The organism is Oligella sp. HMSC05A10, assembly GCF_001808335.1.
Classification (GTDB): Bacteria; Pseudomonadota; Gammaproteobacteria; order Burkholderiales; family Burkholderiaceae_B; genus Oligella; species Oligella urethralis.
The window spans coordinates 15,958-37,027 of record NZ_KV792930.1 but is presented as its reverse complement, the minus strand read 5'-3'; the positions used below and the strand labels follow the sequence as shown (position 1 = coordinate 37,027).

The window sequence follows — 21,070 nt, the reverse complement described above, 5'->3', positions numbered from 1 at the left end:
ACCGTATCAGCTACTCATAATCACGCTGATCCTGGATGACTAAACCGTCATTCGGCAAGGTCCCCGGTGCTAACACCTCAACCACGGTACGCAGCTTAATCACTTCGCGCGCCGCTGATTCTGCCTTGGCAATCCACGCTTCATCGGTGGCCTCGGCTCGCTCTAGGCGCAAGATAAGATTTTCACTACCTACCTTAGCATCGGCCACGATGCGTGCTTTGCTCACACCGTCCAAGCGCTTAACTAACTCAGCCACATGTTCAGGGTGAACAAACATGCCACGCACCTTAATGCTCTGATCGGCACGGCCCATCCAACCCTTGATGCGATCATTACTACGACCGCAGGCAGAATGACCACTTAAGATCATTGACATATCACTGGTACCAAAGCGTAGTAGTGGATAGTCGGGATTGAGCGTGGTCACCACCACTTCACCCACCTCACCCTCAGGCACTGGTTCGTTCGTACCGGGGCATACAATCTCCAGAATAATATCTTCTGCCACCACTAAGCCATCACGGGCTGAGGTTTCATAGGCAATTAAGCCTAAATCGGCGGTACCATAACATTGATAACCATCAATACCACGCTCGGCGAACCATTGTTGCATGGTTGGGGTAAAGGCTTCGGCAGTAAAAAGCGCATGCTTTAAACTATCGATTGTGACCCCCATCTCATCGGCCTTTTCCAAAATAATTTTCAAAAAGCTGGGTGTACCAGTATAAGCCTGAGGGCGCAAATCCTGCATTGACTTCACCTGTAGCTCAGTCTGACCAATACCACCGGGAAAGACTGAACAACCCAGAGCTAAGGCTCCACTTTCCAGCATATTACCCGCTGGCGTAAAGTGATAGGAAAAACAGTTATGCACCAACATCCCGCCTCGTATACCGGCGGCATACAGAGCCTGCGCCATGCGCCAATAGTCGGGTCGACTGCTATCCAATTCATAAATCGGTCCTGGCGAGGCATAAACCCGTGCCACCTGCCCCCAAGACACCGGTGCAAAACCACCAAACACGCCTTCACACACATCACCGCTACCCCGTAACGCATGCTGTTGATGCATCAGGGTGGATTTACGCACCACGGGGATAGCGGCTAAATCCTCACGACTTTGTAGTGTGGCGATATCAATCCCTTGCAACTGCTCTTGCAAACGGGGCGTTTGTGGCATCAATTCGCGCAGATTATGGCGCAATTGAGAAAACAACTCAAACTCACGCTCATCCTTGGAGCGCAGCTCGCGTGAGCTGTAATAAGGCGACGCTTTTTTATCGCTACGCACATTACTCTTGAGATCCATCGTCTACCTCCTCTAGGCTAACCAGCGCTTACGACGACGATAAAACTTACCGTCACGGAAGCTTTTACGATCACCACTCTCGATTCCGAGGTAGAACTCCTTGACATCATCGTTATTGAGCAATTCCTCTGCCGTGCCGTCCAACATCACGCGACCGCTTTCCAGAATATAGCCATAATCCGAATAACGCAGAGCAATATTGGTGTTTTGCTCGGCTAAAAGGAAACTCACACCTTCACGCGTATTTAAGTCGCGCACAATTTCAAAAATCTCCACCACGATTTGCGGTGCTAAGCCCATCGACGGCTCATCTAACAGAATCATATCGGGGTTAGCCATCAGGGCGCGACCAATGGCCGCCATTTGCTGCTCACCACCTGAGGTATAACCGGCTTGGCTATTACGACGCGTTTTTAGACGCGGGAAGTATTGATACACCATATCCAATCCCGCTTCCAAATCACCGCGACTCAATTTACGGGTATAGGCACCGGTCAGAAGATTTTCTTCAATCGTCAAATGTTCAAAACAATGACGACCCTCCATCACCTGAATCACGCCGCGTTTAACCAAATCGGCCGGGGTCAGATCCTGCACTTCCTCCCCCTTATAGCTAATAATGCCTTTGGTGACCTCACCACGCTCACTTTTGAGTAAATTGGAGATCGCTCGCAAGGTCGTTGTTTTACCGGCGCCATTCGCACCTAGTAAAGCAACGATTTTCCCCTTGGGTACGACGAGAGAAACCCCTCTTAATACCAAAATAACGTGGTTATAAATTACCTCAATACCATTAACATCCAGTACGTTTTCAAGCGCTGGTGAGACAACGGCAGCTTGGTCCTGCTGTGTTATTTGGCCTTGCATAACAATCTCCAACTACGATCAACTAAGCTTAAATTACTCTACAGCAGAGCAATCACGAGGGGTGATACCTTTGGCATCAGCGTATTTTTTGGCTTCTTCCATGACGATAGGCTTAACAAAGTCTTGATCCGCCTGCATCCAGTCAGAGATAACCTCCCACTTAGCACCGTCCCATTGCGCAATACGTGCCCAGTCACCGCCCACGTGGTCTTCACATGTGGTATGGACAGGACGCATCATGCCGGCCATGCCAGTTTCCTCTAAGCGCGCCTCGTCGATATTAAGGTTTTCAAAGCCCCAACGAATCTGCTCTGAGTTCATATGTTGACCAACACCAAACTTCTCTTGTGCCGTACGAATAGCTTCAACCGCTAAGAAAGAAATCATCATACCGCGGTTATAAGCAATAGTGCCGTGGGTACCGTTAGCCTTACCCATACCTTTACCTTTGGCATATACTTCGTCCTCTAACTTCTGATAGACGCCAAAATCCTTACCTGCAGAGTTGTGTAAGGTAATGGTTTTGTAGCCTTTAGCGACTTGCGCGATGTCTTTTACATCATTTTCAGAACCTGCCCACCAAATGGCTAAAATCTTATCGCGCGGATAACCTGTCGCCTGCGCCTCACGAATAGAGGTCGGTGTCATCACGCCCGCACTCCATAAAATCACATGATCCGGACGACGCTGACGGATTTGTAACCACGTAGACTTCTGCTCAACCCCAGGGGCAGTTACAGGATAAAGTTGTAGTTCAAAGCCATGCGCTTCGGCGCGCTTTTGTAATAATAGAATCGGCTCTTTACCATATGGGGAGTCATGATAAACAAAAGCGATTTTCTTACCCTTAAGCTTATCCAAGCCACCCATTTGCTCAGCAATATGCTGTACCGCAACGTCCGCAGCCGTCCAGTAATGACCTAATAAAGGAAAGCTCCACTCAAAGTAGGCACCCGCTGCTGATTGAGATAAACCATAACCCGTCGTTTGTACTACCATCTTGTCACTGGGTGCTCTATCCGTCACTGCAAAAGTAATACCGGTCGATTGTGTATCAAAAGCCGCAGCACCACCGTGCGCATTCTTCATACGCTCATAGCACTCTACCCCACGGTCCGTGGCATAGGCAGTTTCGCACTCCTCAAAGCGAATTTTGACGCCATTGACCCCGCCTTGCGCATTCACCAGCTCAAGGTAATCAATTTTACCGTCACCCCAAGCAATACCAAGGGGCGCAAAAGAACCTGTACGGTAAGTTAATAAGGGCAAATACTGCTCAGCTGGCTGCGCTTTTAAAGCTGCGCTCACACCAAAAGTACCTGCAACTGTCATCGCTGCCGCTAAGCTTTTGATCATAAATTTCTTCATTTCTGTCTCCCATGTATGAAGTTTTTTAATTACTTTAGTTATTTTAAAAATCGCTCTTCTAAGGGTAGCGTTATTCAATGATTAGTGAGGGAATGGCCAAATTCTCAGCTTCTCACGAGCAATTGACCAGAGCTTCGCTAAACCATGCGGTTCAACAATCAAGAAAAACACGATTAAGGAACCGAAAATCATATGCTCAATATGCGCTGCCGTATCCACCGGGAGATTTAAGCCAAACAACTCCGGAATACGGGTCAATATAATGGGTAGTAGCACAATAAAGGCGGCACCAAAGAAGCTACCCGCAATTGAACCTAAACCGCCAATAATCACCATAAATAAAAGCTGTAATGAGCGATTTAAGTCAAAGGCTAATGGCTCCCATGAACCTAAGTGCACATAGCCCCAAAGACCGCCGGCAATACCGATAATAAATGAGCTCACGGCAAAGGCACTCAATTTGGCATACATCGGGCGAATCCCAATCACTGAGGCAGCCACGTCCATATCACGAATTGCCATCCATTCACGACCAATGGCACCACGCACCAAGTTTTTCACCAGTAGTGCCAACACAATCACCACTAACAGCACAAACACATACTTCTGCACTGGCGTCTGCACCGGCAAGCCGAAGAAATCCAGACGTGCCACAGACACACTACCTGAGGCTGAGTAGTTAGTTAAATAAGGAATGCGCAAGAATGCCCAATCCACAAAGAACTGTGCTGCCAAGGTTGCTACCGCCAAATAAAGACCGCGGATGCGTAGGCTCGGTACGCCAAAGATAATTCCGAACAGCATTGCGCCAAAACCACCAATCAGCAATTGGAAGATAAAGGGAATCTCCGGAATACGGACACCAAAGTTCCATGCCACATAGGCACCCACCGCCATAAAGGCACCACTACCCAATGAAATCTGCCCACAATAACCAACGAGGACATTTAGACCAATCGCCGCTAAGGACAAGATTAAAAAGGGAATTAAAATCGCACTTAAAAAGTAGTTACTAGCAACAAAAGGCACCACAAATAAAGCAACGGCAATAATAGCTAAGATTGCGATGCGATCTTGGCGAATCGGGAAAATCTGCTGATCCGCGCGATAACTGGTTTTAAATTGACCATTTTCACGGTAAAACATTTTTTATACTCCTTAGGCCTTAGATACTAAACACGGTCGATAATTTTCTCGCCGAATAAGCCTTGTGGTCTAAACAATAAGAACACTAAAGCCAGTACATAGGCGAACCAGTTTTCGATACCACCACCCAAGAAGGGACCCAAATAAGCCTCTGAAAGCTTTTCACCGACACCGATAATTAAACCACCGATAATAGCACCCGGCACCGACGTTAAACCGCCCAGAATAACGACCGGTAAAGCACGTAGTGCGGCTGTTGAGAGAGTAAAGGACACACCAAACTTCGAGCCCCAGATAATACCTGCCACCAAGGCCACAACGCCAGCAACCGCCCACACAATCACCCAAATACGATTTAATGGAATACCAATCGACTGCGCCGCTTGGTGATCATCGGCAACGGCACGTAAGGCACGACCGGTCGGTGTAAACTGGAAAAATAGCGCTAAGGTAGCCACTAAGGCGGCTGCAATCACGGCCGCAGTCAAGTCCTCAAGACTCAGTAAAATACCGCCCTCAAAGACATTTTCCATGACAAATAACGGATCCTTAGGCATGCCGACATCAATGGTGTACATCGCACTACCAAAGAGGGTTTGACCAAAGCCATCCAAGAAGTAGCTAATACCCAAGGTCGCCATCAAGAGTGCTGTTGCCTCTTGGTTAACCAAATGACGCAAGACAAAGCGCTCAATGGCAATAGCAAAAAGAATCATCAGGATGGCGCTGACGATGAAAGCCAAGATATTGGCCAACAACATACTTTCAAAGCCTAGCCACTGGGGTAACCAAGCGGAGAAACGTGCCATCGACAAAGCGGCCACCAAAACCATCGCACCTTGAGCAAAGTTAAACACACCCGAGGCTTTGAAAATTAATACAAAGCCGAGTCCAATTAAGGCGTACATCATGCCGCTCATGAGACCGCCAAAAAGAGTTTCTAAAAAATAAGACATATTGGCTTCTCCCTATACCTGAGCGCCCAGATAAGCACGAATAACCTCCTCGTTATTGCGCACCTCATCCGGCGTACCGTCACCGATTTTTTTACCGTAATCAAGTACCACCACGCGATCGGAAATATCCATCACCACGCCCATATCGTGCTCAATCAGCACAATGGTCGTACCGAATTCATCGTTCACATCAAGAATAAAGCGTGACATATCCTGCTTTTCTTCGATGTTCATACCCGCCATTGGTTCATCCAACAGCAGCAATCTAGGCTCCATCGCCAAGGCGCGGCCCAAATCCACACGCTTTTGTAAGCCATAGGGTAAACGACCTACGGGTACCTTGCGGTATGCTTGGATCTCAAGAAAATCAATGATATTTTCTACGAACTCGCGATGCTCAATTTCCTCCTTTTCGGCGCCGAAGATACGAAAAGCCTGGGAAATAATATTGCTCTTCATCCGTAGATTACGGCCGGTCATAATATTGTCCAGTACGCTCATCCCCTTAAAGAGAGCAAGGTTCTGGAAGGTACGACCGATACCACGGGTCGCTGCACGACGCGGTGTCATTTTCTCCAACACCGTACCGTCCAAGGTAATACGACCCTCTTGCGGTGTATAAACACCGTTAATGACGTTAAGCATGGAGCTCTTACCCGCCCCGTTAGGGCCGATAATAGAGCGAATCTCATGCTCTTTTACGTTAAATGAAATATTTGTCAGTGCTTTGACCCCACCAAACGAAAGCGAAATGCTGTCTAGGTCTAGGATAACTTCACCGATTCGACGTTGATTCTGCATCATTCGCCCCCTTATACCGCAACGACTTTGGCAGGTTCAATCTTCAGATCGGCACTGATTTTACCGATGCGGCCGTCTTCATAGCGCACCTCAGTTTCGATATACTGACTGGACTTACCCTCAAATAGTGCATCAATTAATACACCATATTTTTCTACAATAAAATTACGACGGACTTTACGCGTGCGTGTTAATTCACCGTCATCCGGATCCAGCTCCTTATGTAAAATCAAAAAGCGATGTAGCTGTAAACCGGATAGCTGCTCATCTCTGGCTACATCGGCATTAGCCTCCTCAACGCAGTCCTTGATCAGTTGATAAACCTCCTTTTTAGAGGCTAAATCGGTATAACCTGCATAGGTCAAACCGCGACGCTCGGCCCAGTTAGCCACCGCTTCTAAATCGATATTAATAAAGGCAGTACAATAATCCTTATTCGCCCCGAATACGACAGCTTCCTTAATAAAGGAGAAGAACTTCAGCTTATTTTCCATGTATTTTGGCGCGAACATACGACCGTCGTTCAGTTTACCGACGTCCTTTGCACGGTCGATAATCTTTAACTGACCCTCTTCGGTTAAAATACCGGCGTCCCCCGTGTGATACCAACCATCCTCGGTAAAGGACTCCTCGGTAGACTTAGGATTTTTATAATACTCACTAAATAAGCCAGGGCTTTTAATCTGCACCTCACCCGTATCAGCAATCCGCAGCTCCACTCCTTCACATGGTGGCCCCACGGTATCAGCCTCTACCCGACCGTCTTCTTGCACACACACAAATACGGAGGTTTCTGTAGAGCCGTATAATTGCTTTAAATTGACACCAATCGAGCGATAAAAACGGAATAAATCTGGACCGATCGCCTCACCCGCAGTGTAAGCCACCTTAATCCGATTCATGCCCAAAGCATTACGCAACGGCGCATAAATAAAGAAATTCCCTAAGCTGTATAGCAAACGATCCTTTAAGTCCACGGATTGTTTATCCAAAATACGCTGACCGGATTTGGCTGCTACATCCATAAAGTACTTGTAGAGCCAGCGCTTAAAGCGACCAGCATCCTCCATACGAATACTAACAGTGGTGAGTAACTCCTCTAACACGCGCGGTGGCGAGAAGTAATAGGTCGGACCCACATCATGCATATCAATGGAGACCGTGGTGGGCGATTCCGGATGATTCACCGTAAAGCCGGTCACCAAGAATTGCGTGTAAGAGAACATATTCTGACCAATCCAAGCCGGTGGCAAGTAAGCAAGTACATCCTCTTTATCCGTCAGACTTTCCAGGCGCTGGATCACCTCGGCACGGTCAATCAAGGCATGATGCGTTAACACCACCCCCTTAGGATTGCCGGTGGTACCCGAGGTATAGAACATGGCGGCCGGATCCTCAGGGCGCAAGCTGTCGACAATTTGTCTAAATAAGTCCGGATGACGCTGACGATGCGCCTTACCCTGCTCCAGTAAATCCACGTAATTCAATAAAATGTCTTCAGTGTAATTACGCATCCCGCGTGGATCGTCATACACCACATGACGCAAGTGCGGTAACTGCTCCCGCACTTCCAACATCTTGTCAGCTTGCTCCTGATCCTCGACCACCACAACACCAACCTCGGCGTCTTTGAGTACATAGACCATTTCCTGCGCCACTGCATCCTGATACATCGGTACCGGAATTGCGCCTAAACTCTGCGCTGCCATCATACTCATATAAAGACGTGGGCGGTTTTCGCCAACGATGGCCACGTGCTGACCCTTTTGTACACCTAAAGTCATCAAGCCATAAGCGAGGTTTTCAACCTCCTCGGCCATCTCGGACCAGGTAATCGTCTGCCAAATACCCAAGTCCTTTTCACGCATCGCCGCTTGCGTTGGACGCTCTTTGGCATGCTTTAAAAGCAACTTGGCAAAGGTATTTGCCGTATTTTGCTGAGTGACCATATCTCATCGTCTCCTTAATATGGTGCTTTTAATTGCGGATAATTAAATTTATTTTAGTAACAATCTGTGATGATGTGTTTTTATACTTTTTGTGATTTTTCCTTTTGTATTGAAAATATATGCTTTTAAATGTAATCTAAATGTTATTACGGTGACATTTATTCAGTTTTTAGGGAAAGTACTTATGATTAGAACGCGTTTATCTAACACACCGTGGTTTACGATTCTGACAGAGGAACAACAACAACGTGTGATTCAGGAGACCGTCTTACAAGACTACCCAGCAGGTGCTTTTATTGTTAGAAAGGGTGATGCCTCACGCCATTGGATAGGCATGATTGAGGGCTTAGCAAGAATTTCTGTCGGCACCGCTGATGGCAAACTCGCCGCCCTCACCGGCGTACCTGCAGGCGGTTGGATCGGCGAGGGTGCGCTCTTAAAAAAGGAATTACGTCGCTATGATGTGGTGACCCTGCGCAACAGTGTGGTTGCCAAAATGCCGGTGGAAACCTTTTACTGGCTGTTAGACCACAGTTTCAGCTTTAATCGCTTTTTATTAAATCAGTTTAATCATCGTATGGGGCAGTTTATCGGCCGCGTCGAGTCAGACCGTCTCTTTAATGCCGATATTCGCGTAGCGCGTTGCATTGCCGAACTGGTGCGTATGCCTAACTACGCCGATGACAACTATAATCGTCAGTTAAATATTACCCAGGAGGAAATTGGCTATTTGGCCCGTGTTTCTCGACAGCGCACCAACGGTGCCTTAAAAAAGCTAGCGGATGCCGGCTTTATTGAGCTGCAATACCGCAGTGTGATTATTAATGATTTACAAGGTCTGGAGACGCTAGAGGAGATTTAGCAAGCGCCGACAAAAAAGCGCCACAGTCAAAACACAACTGGGCGCCAATCACTTATGGAGCTACTAGTGACTACTCCTCGTCATTCAAGGCCACTACCTGCTCGGGCGCTTTTACCAATAAGCGATCAATACGGTACTTATCCATATCCACCACCTCAAAATAAAAGCCTTTCCACACCAGACTTTCGGTTTCTTTAGGAATGTGACCGAGCTGATTCAGAATAAAACCGGCTAAGGTATGATAATTATCCTCATGATCCGGGAATTCTAATTGCACTTGAAAGTGGTGATTGAAGCGGTCAAGCGTCACTGCCCCGTCAATTAGCCAGCTACCGTCATTACGCTGCACAATATCCGCATCATAATTATCATTGAGTGGAATCTTATAGCCAACCAATACCTTTAGCACATCTCGCAAGGTCACCAAACCCTCAATCTCGCCGTACTCATTAATGACGATCACCATCTCGGTGCGGTACTCTTCGAATGACTCCAGCACATCCATCGCTGAATTGGTCTCAGGCACAAAACGGGCCGGCTTCACCAAAGCGCGAATATCAATCGCATGACCTCGAATTTGCTGTTCAAATAAGGTACCGGCATCAATCACACCAAGTACATTATCCAAGCCACCATCACACACGGGAAAGCGCGAATAATTACTATCGGCAATATAGAGCAAAATCTCGTTGAGCGGACTTTCTAGGTCAATATAGTGCACATCATTACGCGGCGTCATAATGGTTAACACACTCTGATCGTCCAGACTAAGTGCACGCGTCACAATGTCATGCTCGGTTTTTTCAAACAGACCGGCCGTCGCCCCCTCGCGCAAGATACCGCTAATATCCTCCTCGGTTAGCTCATCGCCTTTGCTATCTACCCGTAACAGCTTCAACACCAAATCGGTCACCACCGTCAAAATCCACACAAAGGGTGCCATGGCTTTTGACAAAAGCGTCATCGGCCGCGCCACAACCGTAGCAATTTTCTCGGCGTGATTCATGGCAATGCGCTTAGGTACCAATTCCCCAAAAATCAGCGAGAAAAAGGTAATACCCACCACCACTAAAAACATCGCTATTGCTTTAGCCGTTTGAGCACTAAGACCGATATCCTCAAATAGGGGCGTCAAACGGGACACAATTGAGGCCTCACCAAAGGCCCCCATAAAAATACCAATCAGCGTAATACCAATCTGGATGGTCGATAAGGAGCGGCTCGGATTATCAACCAATAGCAAGGCTGCCGCAGCCGCTTTATCCCCTTGATCTGCCTGCTGTTGTAAGCGCATACGCTTAGCCGACACAAGCGCAATTTCGGACATGGCAAAGAGGCCATTGACCAAAATTAACAATAAAATTATCAGAGTACCGATCATTGTTACTTAGCTAAATCTCCACACGAGAATAAAAATATGTCATCAAGGTATATTACGCTGAAAAAGCGCAGCTTGTCATCATTATCCATCACTAAACGCTGCAGTCTAGCAGATCCATATGACAGATAAATGAAGCCTAATCCGATTTTTCTCTTAATCGCATCAAGCCCTCTTGGCTAGCACTGGCAACCAACTGCCCCTGCTGATTAAAGAAGACCCCATGCACTAAGCCGCGTCCACCCTGCGCCGCAGTTGATTCAGACACATAGAGTAGCCACTGATTCATATCAATAGGACGATGAAACCACTGGGCATGATCCAAACTGGCCATCTGCATTTGCGGATCAAAATGCCAACGCGCGTGCGGTAGTAAGGCTGTCGTCATTAAATAAAAATCCGACACATAAGCCAGCATACCCTGGTGTAGTCGCTGATCATCAGGCATTAAGCCATTGGCCCTAATCCAATACATGGTCTTTGGCTCATAATGCCCTAATTCTAACTGGCGCTCGGGGTAGATTAAACGGATTTCTAACGGCCGTTCACGCTTAAGACGCTCATCCCACTCCCCGGTGCCGAGACGCTGCGCCAGCGCTTGCTGTATCTCCTGCTCTAAGGGACAATCCTCCGGTGGTGGTGCGGCAGGCATCGCCAGCTGATGCTCAAAGCCGAGCTCAACCGATTGATAACTACAGGATAGGGTAAAAATAAACTTGCCCTCTTGGCTGGCCGTGACCCGACGCACCGAGAAGCTACCACCATCACGTATCACTTCTACCGCATACTCGATGGCCTTAGTCGCATCTGCTGGACGCACAAAATAACCATGCATGGAATGGGCTAACCGACCGACGGGTGTAGTATAACTGGCTGCCATCAAGGCCTGGCCCAAGACCTGCCCACCAAATACACGACCGCTGCGAAAAATATCGGTACTGCGCCCAAGAAAACGTCGCTCACCAATTTGCTCTAACGCCAACTGTGAGATAAGGCGATTTAAAATACTCATTGCTATATCAATATCAAATGGTCAATTTCTTACTCAAGACTCAAACCATGATACTTCTGCCCCAGAGCGATATTGGCTTGGAAAAATCCCTCTTTGGAACCACAGTCATAGCGCACACCCTCATAATCAAAGCCGAACACCTGACGACTTTGTAGCATGGAGGCAATGCCATCGGTTAATTGAATTTCATTGCCCGCACCCTTTTGCGTGTGTCGAAGATGCTCGAAAATCTCCGGTTCCAACACATAACGACCCACCACGGCCGAGGTCGATGGGGCCTGTTCAGGGGCAGGTTTTTCTACAATCTGCTCCACCCGTCTGACCCCATCAGCCACCGTTGCGCCAGCGATAATACCGTACTTTTTAGTGTCCGCTTGGGGTACGACCTGGGTCCCTAACACACTGCCACCATAAGCATGGGCTGCATCAATTAACTGCTGCGTCACAGGCACCTCGGCATCAATCAAATCATCCGCCAATAGCACCGCGAAAGGCTCATTACCCACCACCGGCTCAGCGCACAATACGGCGTGACCTAGACCTAAAGGTGCCGGCTGACGAATATAGATGCAATTCACATTAGTCGGGAGAATGCCACGCACAATCTCTAATAACTCATGCTTGCCCTTTTGCTCTAACTCATGCTCAAGCTCGGGCATAAAGTCAAAATGATCCTCAATCGAACGCTTATGACGACCGGTAATAAAGATTAAATCGGTAATACCTGACTTCACCGCCTCTTCAACTGCATATTGAATCAAGGGTTTATCCACCACCGGCAACATTTCTTTAGGCATTGCCTTAGTGGCTGGTAAAAAACGAGTGCCTAAACCGGCAACAGGAAATACAGCCTTACGAACAGGGTTCATTACTATCCTTATATATAATCGCTAATTTGAATTCAACGCTTCAATTGTAATATAAAATCAGATAACAATAAGTAAAGCGTTTTAGCATCATTTAAGCGAGTAGCAAAATTTTATGATACACCAGCTATTAAAAGAGCTTGAGCCCTTAGATCAACTGCCCGAATGGGCGCAGTTTAAGCAAGCCGTTTTAAGCGCCAATATCAACTGTGAGCAGACGGTGATTTTAGACGCCGCCGGACTTAAGGTTGATCTGAGCGCCCAGCACCGCTCCACCGAATTAAGCCAAGCTGCCACTAAGTTATTAGAAGCAAGGAAATTTGAGCCGCTACGACAGGCCTTATTTGATGGTGAGCATCTTAACAGCACCGAGGATCGTGCGGCTTGGCATACGATGTTGCGCCAACCGCAGCCCCTGATGGAGGTTCAAAGTGAGCGTTTGCGCATGCTGGAATTGGTGCGACGTGTCGATAATGATCGACGTTGGCGCAATATTGTACATATAGGCATTGGCGGTAGTGACTGGGGCGTGCGCTTAGTCACACAGGCCTTTGGTTATGCCGGTTCTTGGCGCCACATACGCTTTGTTTCCAATATCGACGGTCACGCCATTGAGGGTGGTTTAGCCGGCTTGGATCCGCACGATACCTTAGTGGTGGTGGCAACCAAGTCTTTCCGTACCGCTGAAACCATGGAAAATGCTGCACGTGCACGTGAATGGTTTGAAGCCGCAGGTGTCAACCCGGGCAATAATATGATTGCCGTCACCGCCAACCCAGAAGCCGCTGCTGCCTGGGGCATTCCACGCCACCATATCTACCGTTTTTGGGATTGGGTCGGTGGTCGTTTTTCACTCTGGTCCACCATTGGCGTGGCAGCAGGCTTAACCGTAGGTTCCGGCGTTTTAGCTGGTTTACAAAGTGGCGCTCATGCCATGGATCGGCATTTTCTCACGGCGCCACCCGAGGAAAACGCCCCCATTCAATTAGCCCTAGCAGAATTAGCTAATCGTAGCGTATTGGGCTATGGCTCACGCAATCTAGCAATCTACGACTCTCGACTGAGTTATTTAATCCCCTATTTACAGCAATTGGAGATGGAGTCGCTGGGCAAATCCGTCGACCACCAAGGACGGCCTATCAATGTCGCTACTGGTCCGGTCGTGTGGGGCATGCCCGGCACCGATGCCCAACACACCTTCTTTCAATGGTTACATCAAAGTAGTGAGGGGGCACCGGTCGATTTTATTGTTTGTAAAACGGCCGACCACCAATGGCAGCAGCACCATCAGCAACTCTTAGCGCATTGCTTAGCCCAGCGCCAAGCTTTGTTACACGGCAAATCCACGGCTCAAGCTGAAGCTGAGAATCTGCAAAAAGGCATGGCACCCGAGCAAGCGCAATGGCTTGCGCATCACCGCAAACAGCCCGGTGGCAGAGCCTCCAATCTGATCGTGCTACCACAACTCACACCCTTCTCACTTGGCGCCCTACTGGCCATGTATGAGCATAAGGTGTTTGTTGAAGCCTTGATCTGGGGCCTCAATCCCTTTGACCAATGGGGTGTGGAACTCGGCAAGGTGCTCGCTGATGATATTTTTGAGCGATTAAGCAAGGACTCATCCCAGCCTCACAAGCCTCTTGAATTGGACCGCTCAACTCAATATTGGATTGAACAGTTTAAAGCCTAAGTCGCTAGCCAATAGTTTATGACAAGCGCAAGGCCTTTAAATATCTTATTTACTGAACATGCCCAAGGCTACGGCGGCCAAGAACGTTATATCCATCGCTTAATGCTGACACTACGTGAGCAAGGTCAGCAGGTGGAGGCCTTATGTATGCCTGGGGCTGAACTCGTGTCACGCCTACAAGATGATGGCTTTGAGGTGCATACAGCGGATATGCGTAAAGGCATCCGGAGTTGGCCTGCCATTTTTTCTATGCGTAGGCTGATGCGTGAACGTGGCTATGATGTTGTCAATACCAATAGTCGCCAAGACACCCTACGAGCAGGCTTAGCGGCACGCTTAGCCAGGGTACCGTTAGTTGTCAGAACACGGCATTTGGCCAAGCCGATAAACTCCTTGCTCGCCTACAGCATGATCCCACAACGACTGATTACCCCCAGTGAGTATGTGCGCCAAATGCTAATTCACAAAGGCGTGCCGCCTGAGCATATTCAAGTCATCGGACCGCCAGTGAATTTACCCACGCCTTTGCCCAGCGCTATTTTGCGTCAGGAATTAGCGCTTTCCGAGAGTGACGTCATTGTCGGTAGCGTAGCAGTGCTCCGCAAAGATAAACATATGGATGAACTCATCCAGGCCATGGCGCCGTTACTCAAGCAACAGGCCTCACTGCACCTAGTGATCGTTGGCGACGGCGCTCAACGCCCTTATTTGCAACAACAAGCGGCAGACTTGGGACTCAATGCACAGGTGCATTTCTTGGGCCGACGCAATGATGTGCCCGCCTTACTGAGTGATTTTGATATTTTTGCCTTAGCTTCACACACCGAAGCATCCGGCACCGTCTTTGCCGAAGCCGGGGCGGCTAGGCTACCGACGGTGGGCTATGCCGTCACAGGCATTCCCGAGATGATTAATCCCGGTGTCAGTGGCTTGCTAGTGCCCCTACAAGACATTGCGGCATTTACCGAGGCCTTAGCAACACTCATACACAATCCCGAACTAAGAGCACAAATGGGTGCAGCGGGTTATCAATTTGTGGTAGCAGATCAGCGCTTTACCATGGATAGGGTTGGACAACTTACACTAAACAGCTATCATAACTGGCTGAGGGAGCTTAACAAATGAAATTTTTAGAGACTTCAGTACCAGTATTGATGTATCACCATATCCGACCGGAGGCAGGGTTTATTGCCTGCACCCCTGAACATTTTGAGCAACAATTACAGTGGCTATCACATCAGGGCTACGAGAGTCTAAGCTTGGCAGAATTCGCCGCTCACTTGGCGGGCGAAACTCGTACAAAAGCGGTGGTGATCACCTTTGATGACGGTTACTTGGATAATTGGGTCTATGCCTTTCCCTTGCTGCAGAAGTATGGTTTTAAGGCGACCATTTTTCTCGTCAGCGGCTGGCTTCATCATGGCGAAATTCGAGCCAACACAGCTACCGCCAAAAGTCCTGCTGAACTGCCACCATGCCCGGAACATGCACAATGCGAACAGCTAATTGAGCACGGTTGCAGTGATGAGGTGATTTTGCGGTGATCTGAGGTAAAAGCCATGATAGATTCTGGCCTAGTTGAGTTTCACTGTCACACCCATAGCCATACTCGCTGGGATCTAGACCCAAGCATTGATAAAAATACCATGTTTCGTCAGGAGCTAAGGGATTCTAAAGCAACCTTTATTCGTGAACTCGGCACCTGTAGTCAGCACTTCTGCTGGCCCCAAGGCTATTTTGACGAGGATTACTTGGCCATCGCACAAAGTGAAGGCTTTGCGTATTTTTACACCACCGATCCCTTCGGTCGCAATACTCAACACACCTCTAACACGCATATTTATCGCTTTCACGCACCAAATCGGAATGGTCATCGCCTAGGCAAAAGAATCCGTGCCTCGCACCATCCATTGATCGCACCAGCTTTCAACCGCTTTAAACGTTGGAAGAAATCGCTTTCACGCACGCACTAAGCATCACCACCAAAAATATCTCGGGTATAGACTTTATGCGCTACATCTGCCAGCTCCGGGCTCTGGCGGTTAGTCACAATGATATCCGATTGCTCTTTAAAGCTTTGCAAATCATGGATTAGCTGACAACCCAAAAACTCGGCTGCTTTTAACATTGGCTCATACACCACCAAACGCAAGCCTTTGGCCAGCAAATGCTCCATCACGCCTTGCACTGAAGAGTCTCTAAAGTTATCCGAGCCCGCCTTCATCACCAGCCGATAAATGCCCACCGTTGCCACTTGATGTCGGCTGATATCCTCAGCGATAAAGGCTTTGCGCGTGCTATTCGAATCCACAATCGATTGAATCAAATTTTGCGGCACATCTTGGTAATTGGCTAATAATTGCTTCGTATCCTTTGGTAGACAATAGCCACCGTAGCCAAAGGAGGGGTTGTTGTAATGGGTGGCAATGCGCGGATCCAAACAAACCCCTTGAATAATTGCCTCAGTATTTAACTGCTTGGTGGCAGCATAGGTATCGAGCTCATTAAAAAAAGCGACTCGCATCGCCAAGTAAGTATTAGCAAATAGCTTAATCGCTTCGGCCTCGGTATTATCCGTCAATACGACGGGAATCGCTTCTTTGAGCGCTGCCTGCCGCAACAATTCAGCAAAACGCTCGGCACGCTCAGAACGCTCGCCCACCACAATACGCGATGGATATAAATTATCATGCAGCGCCTTGCCCTCTCTTAAAAACTCTGGCGAAAATAAAATATTCGATGCGCCTAATTGCGCTTTCAGATGCTCGGTAAAGCCAACCGGCACGGTGGATTTAACAATAATTGTAGCCTCGGGTTCATACTGCAATGCCTCGGCCGCCACTGCCTCCACAGAGGCGGTATTAAAGTAATTTGTCTCTGGATCATAGTTTGTCGGCGTAGCAATCAGCACATAATCTGCCCCGGGGTAGGCCTCTGCCGCTTGGGTGGTAGCCCGTAACTTAAGCGGATACTGCTTAAAATAAGCTTCAATATCCGCATCCACTAAGGGAGAAGTTCTGTGATTAATCAAATCGACCTTCACTGAGTCAATATCTAAAGCAATCACCTCATGCTGCTTAGCTAATAAGGTCGCTAGCGACAAACCCACATAACCCGTACCAACAACAACTATTTTCATTTAAGCTCTAAATTTTTATCAAAAAACAAAGCTAGTGTAACGATAGATGTTGACAGTATAGTGACAGTTCAAAAATGAGTTATTAACGATGAAGTGCAGCCAGCCTTGGTAGATGCTGATCTTTATCCGATAAAATAGGTGCTTTGATGGGCCAAGGAATCGCTAAATCAGGGCAGTTCCAGCGTACACCGGCTTGATCCATCGGATCATAGTAATCCGTGCATTTATACAGCACCTGCGCAGATTCACTTAAGACACAAAAACCATGGGCATAGCCCGGTGGTACCCAAAGCTGCAGCTGATTCTCCGCACTTAATTCAACCGCAAGGTGTCGGCCAAAGGTAGGTGAGTTTGGGGCAATATCAACCACCACATCATAAATCCGCCCCCAGCCGACCATCACTAATTTACCCTGTGGTTTGTTTTTTTGAAAATGCAAGCCGCGCAATACCCCCTGTTTTGACCGGGACAGATTATCCTGCACAAAATCCTGCTCAAGCTCAAGCAGCGATAGGTAGCGCTGGCGACTAAATGACTCCATTAAAAAGCCGCGCTCGTCATAATGCACCTCGGGCTTGAGTAGTTTAACCCCCTTAAGCTCGGTATTTATCAGCTGCATCAAAATCCCTCACAAACCAAGCGACGGTGCTAGCTAAGCCCTCCTCAAAATCCTGCGTCGGTGCCCAGCCAGTGGCTGCCCGTAGCTTAGAGGAATCAACTGCATAACGACGATCATGCCCTGGGCGATCAGTCACATGCACAATCAAATCAGCATAAGATGCACCATCTGCGCGCGGTACCCGTTGATCCAGAATACGACAAATTGCCTGCACCAAATCCAAATTACGATGCTCATTATCCGCACCGATATTATAAACTTGCCCTACTTCTGCTTTACTTAATAATAAATACAGCGCCTTCACATGGTCGTCTACATATAGCCAATCGCGTATTTGTTGACCTGAACCGTAAATCGTCAATGGCTGTAACTTAAGCGCCGCTTGCACCATATGGGGAATCAACTTTTCAGCGAACTGAAAAGGGCCATAATTATTTGAACAACGGCTAATTATCGTTGGTAGACCATAGCTACGATGCCAAGCCTGCACCAAATGGTCAGATGCCGCCTTACTGGCCGAGTAAGGCGAACTGGGACAAAGGGTAGATGATTCTGTAAACTTTAAGGCACTGGCCTTCGGCTCGCTATCCGGATGCGGTAAATCACCATACACCTCATCCGTACTCACATGTAGCAAACGGAATTGCTCACGCTTTGCTGTGGGCAGTGCCTGCCAATACTGCCGCACCGCCTCTAACAAGGCGTAGGTACCCAGATAATTACTTTGCATAAAGGCATCTGCGCCCACAATTGAGCGATCCACATGGGTTTCAGCGGCTAGATGCATCACCGCATCCGGCTTAAAGGCGTCAATAACTTCCTGTAACGCATCCCGCGCTGTAATATCCAGTTTTTTAAAATGGTAACGAGGATCTGCGTTAACACTCGCTAAGGCATAGGGATGCACGGCATAGCTAAGCTTATCAACAACCAACACCTCATCTTGCTGTTGCTCGATAATAAAACGGACCAAGGCAGAACCGATAAAACCAGCCCCACCTGTAATTAAAATTTTCATCATCTTTGCTCTATGGGATTAATGTCACTAACTGCTGATCTTTGCTTGTTCAAAGCGCATCACTTTAAAATAAGCTGCAATCACCATCATATAGCATACATACACCATCACACCGTTGTTATGCCTTAGAAAGGCCTGTGTTAGTCCAAAATCAAAATAACACAGTGACAAAAGAATCCCTGCCATGGCCACCGCCCGCGTCGGCAAATGTGCCGTTCGCTTAGCGCTAGCAAAGGTCCAGAGCGGTACTTGATATAAGAGAATCAATGCTATCAACCCGGTAATACCCTGCTTGGCTAAGCGATCAATAAACTCATTGTGGGCATGCGTAAAGAGATCGGCACGACCGCGTATTTGATTAGTTTCGCGTAATTGCTGCATCCCCTCTTGATAGCCTTCATCGCCCCAGCCGAAAAGGGGTTTTTCCTGCGCTAATTTTATGGCCCCACGCCACATTTCCAAACGATAACCAACGGAGGTCTGCACCGTACCATCTTGGAACAAAGCGATCTCATGATAAGCCTCCGCAATACGCTGCTTGACCCCGATATGCGGGTTACTGAGTAAGAAAAATCCACCCAACACCACACAGAGCAACACCAATAGCTTGGCCCGCAATGAAAAAATCGCATAATAGGCCACAAAGATCACCACTAAAATTATCGGTAATCCAAGCCAACCACCACGGCTTCCGGATAAAGCTGAGGTGATCACGCCGGCCACTGCGGCCAAGCTAAGTAACACCAACATCTTACGTCGATGCCTACTTAAGGAATGAGCCCAAGCCAAACCGGCTAAACACAACATCCCCATCAGCATGGCCAAATTACCGAATTGAATTGCATTACTAAAGCCATCCGCCCGCAGCTCACCTAAAATCAGGCGCTGATAAAGCGCCAACAGCAAGGCCCCTAAAACGCCAAACGCCAAACCCAACCACAAAGCATGGAGCGAGGGACGTGCCCTATAAATCAGAAAAAACACAGGGAGCGCTAAAATAAAGCGTGACAACTTATCCACATCCCCATCAAAGCCATGGATTAGCCAACTAACAAGGCCCTGCACGCCAAATAATAGTACCGCGCCTAGAATCAACTTATCATAGCGGTCCAACGGCAAGGCTCGCCAATGAGTGAATAAGGTATAAAGACCGCCCACGAATAACAGCGTCGCACCATAGGAATAGCCACTAGGAATAATCAAGCACAAAAAGCCCAACAGAAAAACACTGAGCTCGGCATAAATTTTCAGCCGCGGACAGGGAGACCCGGATTGATAAACAAGTAGCTCGGTCACAGAAGGTGGATGAAGCGCCATAAAGAAAACTTAAATTGAGACTGTAAAAACGATAGACTGTCAAGGAACTCAATTATAAGTCAAATGCAATTGAGGCAAGTTGTTATCGAGCAAACACTTGCTCAAGCACAACAAACTACTTAATCAACTGCTTTAAGACCGACGAGAAGCTAGGATGATCCGCACTAGCCATCAACTCAAAAGCCACCATTTCCGTACTCACAACAATCGCCCCCGCTTGTCTAAGGCGTGCCATGGCTAATTTGATATTGCTGCGCTTACGCGAAGAGACTGCGTCACGCACTAGATAAACGGTTTTGCCTTTAGCAAGCAAATCCAAACACGTTTGTAATACGCACACATGAGACTCCATACCACAGACAATCACATGTGCTTTATCTTTTAATAAGGTGCGCTCAACCAAGCCATCACGCACGGCGGAGAAACTACGTTTTTGAAAAACCTGAGCGCCTGCGGCAGCCGCAGACACCGCCTGATTGGTGCCGCCAATTTTATCCACACAATGCTCACTAATCACGGTCGGCAGTTTTAAATACTCAGCTAACTTACAAAGCCACAACACCTTCGCATGCATCTGTTCAGCCTGATGAATATAGGGTAACAAGCTGTCCTGTACATCCACAATTAATAAGGCTGCTTTATCAAATTGAATTCGCATATCGACCTCCCAAACTACTCTAAACCACTAGACTAAAGACTAATTTTAAGCATTAATTCCTGAATCAGCCCCTAGGGTATTCATCAGGCTAGCGTAATTGCTTACAATAGCAGCT

The 21,070-nt window shown here is 47.9% G+C and carries 18 protein-coding genes and 1 pseudogene; 4 read left to right on the top strand and 15 right to left on the bottom strand.

Annotated features, from left to right (window positions below; genetic code table 11):
* Nucleotides 1-10: 10 nt before the first annotated feature.
* The 7 genes from HMPREF3144_RS07205 to HMPREF3144_RS07175 all read right to left on the bottom strand — a co-directional run bounded on the left by HMPREF3144_RS07205 (nt 11) and on the right by HMPREF3144_RS07175 (nt 8,396).
* Complete coding sequence (locus HMPREF3144_RS07205; protein WP_070477194.1) at nt 11-1,309, bottom strand: phenylacetate--CoA ligase family protein; 1,299 nt, start codon at nt 1,307-1,309, stop codon at nt 11-13.
* A 12-nt stretch (nt 1,310-1,321) separates the two neighbouring features.
* The gene (locus HMPREF3144_RS07200; protein WP_070477192.1) at nt 1,322-2,176 is read right to left on the bottom strand and encodes an ABC transporter ATP-binding protein; all 855 of its coding nucleotides are present in this window, start codon (nt 2,174-2,176) and stop codon (nt 1,322-1,324) included.
* A gap of 33 nt (nt 2,177-2,209) precedes the next feature.
* Complete coding sequence (locus HMPREF3144_RS07195) at nt 2,210-3,544, bottom strand: ABC transporter substrate-binding protein (protein ID WP_070477190.1); 1,335 nt, start codon at nt 3,542-3,544, stop codon at nt 2,210-2,212.
* 81 nt (nt 3,545-3,625) lie between these two features.
* Nucleotides 3,626-4,690 carry a branched-chain amino acid ABC transporter permease gene (locus HMPREF3144_RS07190; protein ID WP_018025480.1) on the bottom strand — a complete coding sequence of 355 codons (1,065 nt, stop codon included), beginning with the start codon at nt 4,688-4,690 and terminating at the stop codon, nt 3,626-3,628.
* A gap of 26 nt (nt 4,691-4,716) precedes the next feature.
* Nucleotides 4,717-5,646 (bottom strand): branched-chain amino acid ABC transporter permease, encoded by a 930-nt coding sequence (locus HMPREF3144_RS07185; RefSeq protein WP_070471231.1) that lies wholly within the window; start codon nt 5,644-5,646, stop codon nt 4,717-4,719.
* Between the two features lie 12 nt (nt 5,647-5,658).
* Complete coding sequence (locus tag HMPREF3144_RS07180) at nt 5,659-6,447, bottom strand: ABC transporter ATP-binding protein (protein ID WP_018025478.1); 789 nt, start codon at nt 6,445-6,447, stop codon at nt 5,659-5,661.
* Between the two features lie 11 nt (nt 6,448-6,458).
* Complete coding sequence (locus tag HMPREF3144_RS07175; protein ID WP_070477187.1) at nt 6,459-8,396, bottom strand: AMP-dependent synthetase/ligase; 1,938 nt, start codon at nt 8,394-8,396, stop codon at nt 6,459-6,461.
* Nucleotides 8,397-8,580: 184 nt separating this feature from the next.
* Here HMPREF3144_RS07175 and HMPREF3144_RS07170 point away from each other — a divergent pair, with 184 nt between their 5' ends.
* Nucleotides 8,581-9,258, top strand: a complete 678-nt coding sequence (locus HMPREF3144_RS07170) for a Crp/Fnr family transcriptional regulator (protein WP_018025476.1) — start codon at nt 8,581-8,583, stop codon at nt 9,256-9,258.
* A gap of 70 nt (nt 9,259-9,328) precedes the next feature.
* Here the strand turns inward: HMPREF3144_RS07170 and HMPREF3144_RS07165 are convergent, their stop codons facing one another.
* The 3 genes from HMPREF3144_RS07165 to galU all read right to left on the bottom strand — a co-directional run bounded on the left by HMPREF3144_RS07165 (nt 9,329) and on the right by galU (nt 12,517).
* Nucleotides 9,329-10,639: a hemolysin family protein gene (locus tag HMPREF3144_RS07165; protein WP_070477185.1), complete on the bottom strand. Its 1,311-nt coding sequence runs from the start codon at nt 10,637-10,639 to the stop codon at nt 9,329-9,331.
* A 136-nt stretch (nt 10,640-10,775) separates the two neighbouring features.
* Nucleotides 10,776-11,648 carry an acyl-CoA thioesterase gene (locus HMPREF3144_RS07160; RefSeq protein ID WP_070477183.1) on the bottom strand — a complete coding sequence of 291 codons (873 nt, stop codon included), beginning with the start codon at nt 11,646-11,648 and terminating at the stop codon, nt 10,776-10,778.
* Between the two features lie 29 nt (nt 11,649-11,677).
* Nucleotides 11,678-12,517: a UTP--glucose-1-phosphate uridylyltransferase GalU gene (gene galU, locus HMPREF3144_RS07155; RefSeq protein WP_070477181.1), complete on the bottom strand. Its 840-nt coding sequence runs from the start codon at nt 12,515-12,517 to the stop codon at nt 11,678-11,680.
* Between the two features lie 112 nt (nt 12,518-12,629).
* Between galU and pgi the strand changes: the two genes are divergently transcribed.
* The 3 genes and pseudogenes from pgi (at nt 12,630) to HMPREF3144_RS07140 (ending at nt 16,177) form a co-directional block, all read left to right on the top strand.
* Nucleotides 12,630-14,204: a glucose-6-phosphate isomerase gene (pgi, locus tag HMPREF3144_RS07150; protein ID WP_070477179.1), complete on the top strand. Its 1,575-nt coding sequence runs from the start codon at nt 12,630-12,632 to the stop codon at nt 14,202-14,204.
* 18 nt (nt 14,205-14,222) lie between these two features.
* Nucleotides 14,223-15,329: a glycosyltransferase gene (locus HMPREF3144_RS07145; protein ID WP_070471222.1), complete on the top strand. Its 1,107-nt coding sequence runs from the start codon at nt 14,223-14,225 to the stop codon at nt 15,327-15,329.
* Nucleotides 15,326-16,177, top strand: a pseudogene (locus HMPREF3144_RS07140) (polysaccharide deacetylase family protein). Before HMPREF3144_RS07145 ends, HMPREF3144_RS07140 begins: the two are co-directional and overlap by 4 nt.
* Here HMPREF3144_RS07140 and HMPREF3144_RS07135 read toward each other — a convergent pair.
* From HMPREF3144_RS07135 to HMPREF3144_RS07115, 5 genes are all read right to left on the bottom strand, one after another.
* On the bottom strand, nt 16,174-17,343 hold the full coding sequence (locus tag HMPREF3144_RS07135) for a nucleotide sugar dehydrogenase (RefSeq protein WP_070477176.1): 1,170 nt from the start codon (nt 17,341-17,343) through the stop codon (nt 16,174-16,176). The pseudogene HMPREF3144_RS07140 and the gene HMPREF3144_RS07135 sit on opposite strands and share 4 nt — an antisense overlap.
* A gap of 82 nt (nt 17,344-17,425) precedes the next feature.
* Nucleotides 17,426-17,962 (bottom strand): dTDP-4-dehydrorhamnose 3,5-epimerase, encoded by a 537-nt coding sequence (gene rfbC, locus HMPREF3144_RS07130; RefSeq protein ID WP_048767705.1) that lies wholly within the window; start codon nt 17,960-17,962, stop codon nt 17,426-17,428.
* Nucleotides 17,937-18,983 (bottom strand): dTDP-glucose 4,6-dehydratase, encoded by a 1,047-nt coding sequence (gene rfbB, locus HMPREF3144_RS07125; protein ID WP_141742750.1) that lies wholly within the window; start codon nt 18,981-18,983, stop codon nt 17,937-17,939. The genes rfbC and rfbB overlap by 26 nt, the downstream gene beginning before the upstream one ends.
* A gap of 24 nt (nt 18,984-19,007) precedes the next feature.
* A complete protein-coding gene (locus tag HMPREF3144_RS07120; protein WP_083290418.1) occupies nt 19,008-20,297 on the bottom strand; it encodes an O-antigen ligase family protein in 1,290 nt (429 codons plus the stop codon).
* A 115-nt stretch (nt 20,298-20,412) separates the two neighbouring features.
* Nucleotides 20,413-20,955, bottom strand: a complete 543-nt coding sequence (locus HMPREF3144_RS07115) for an isochorismatase family protein (RefSeq protein ID WP_018025465.1) — start codon at nt 20,953-20,955, stop codon at nt 20,413-20,415.
* Nucleotides 20,956-21,070 lie beyond the last annotated feature (115 nt).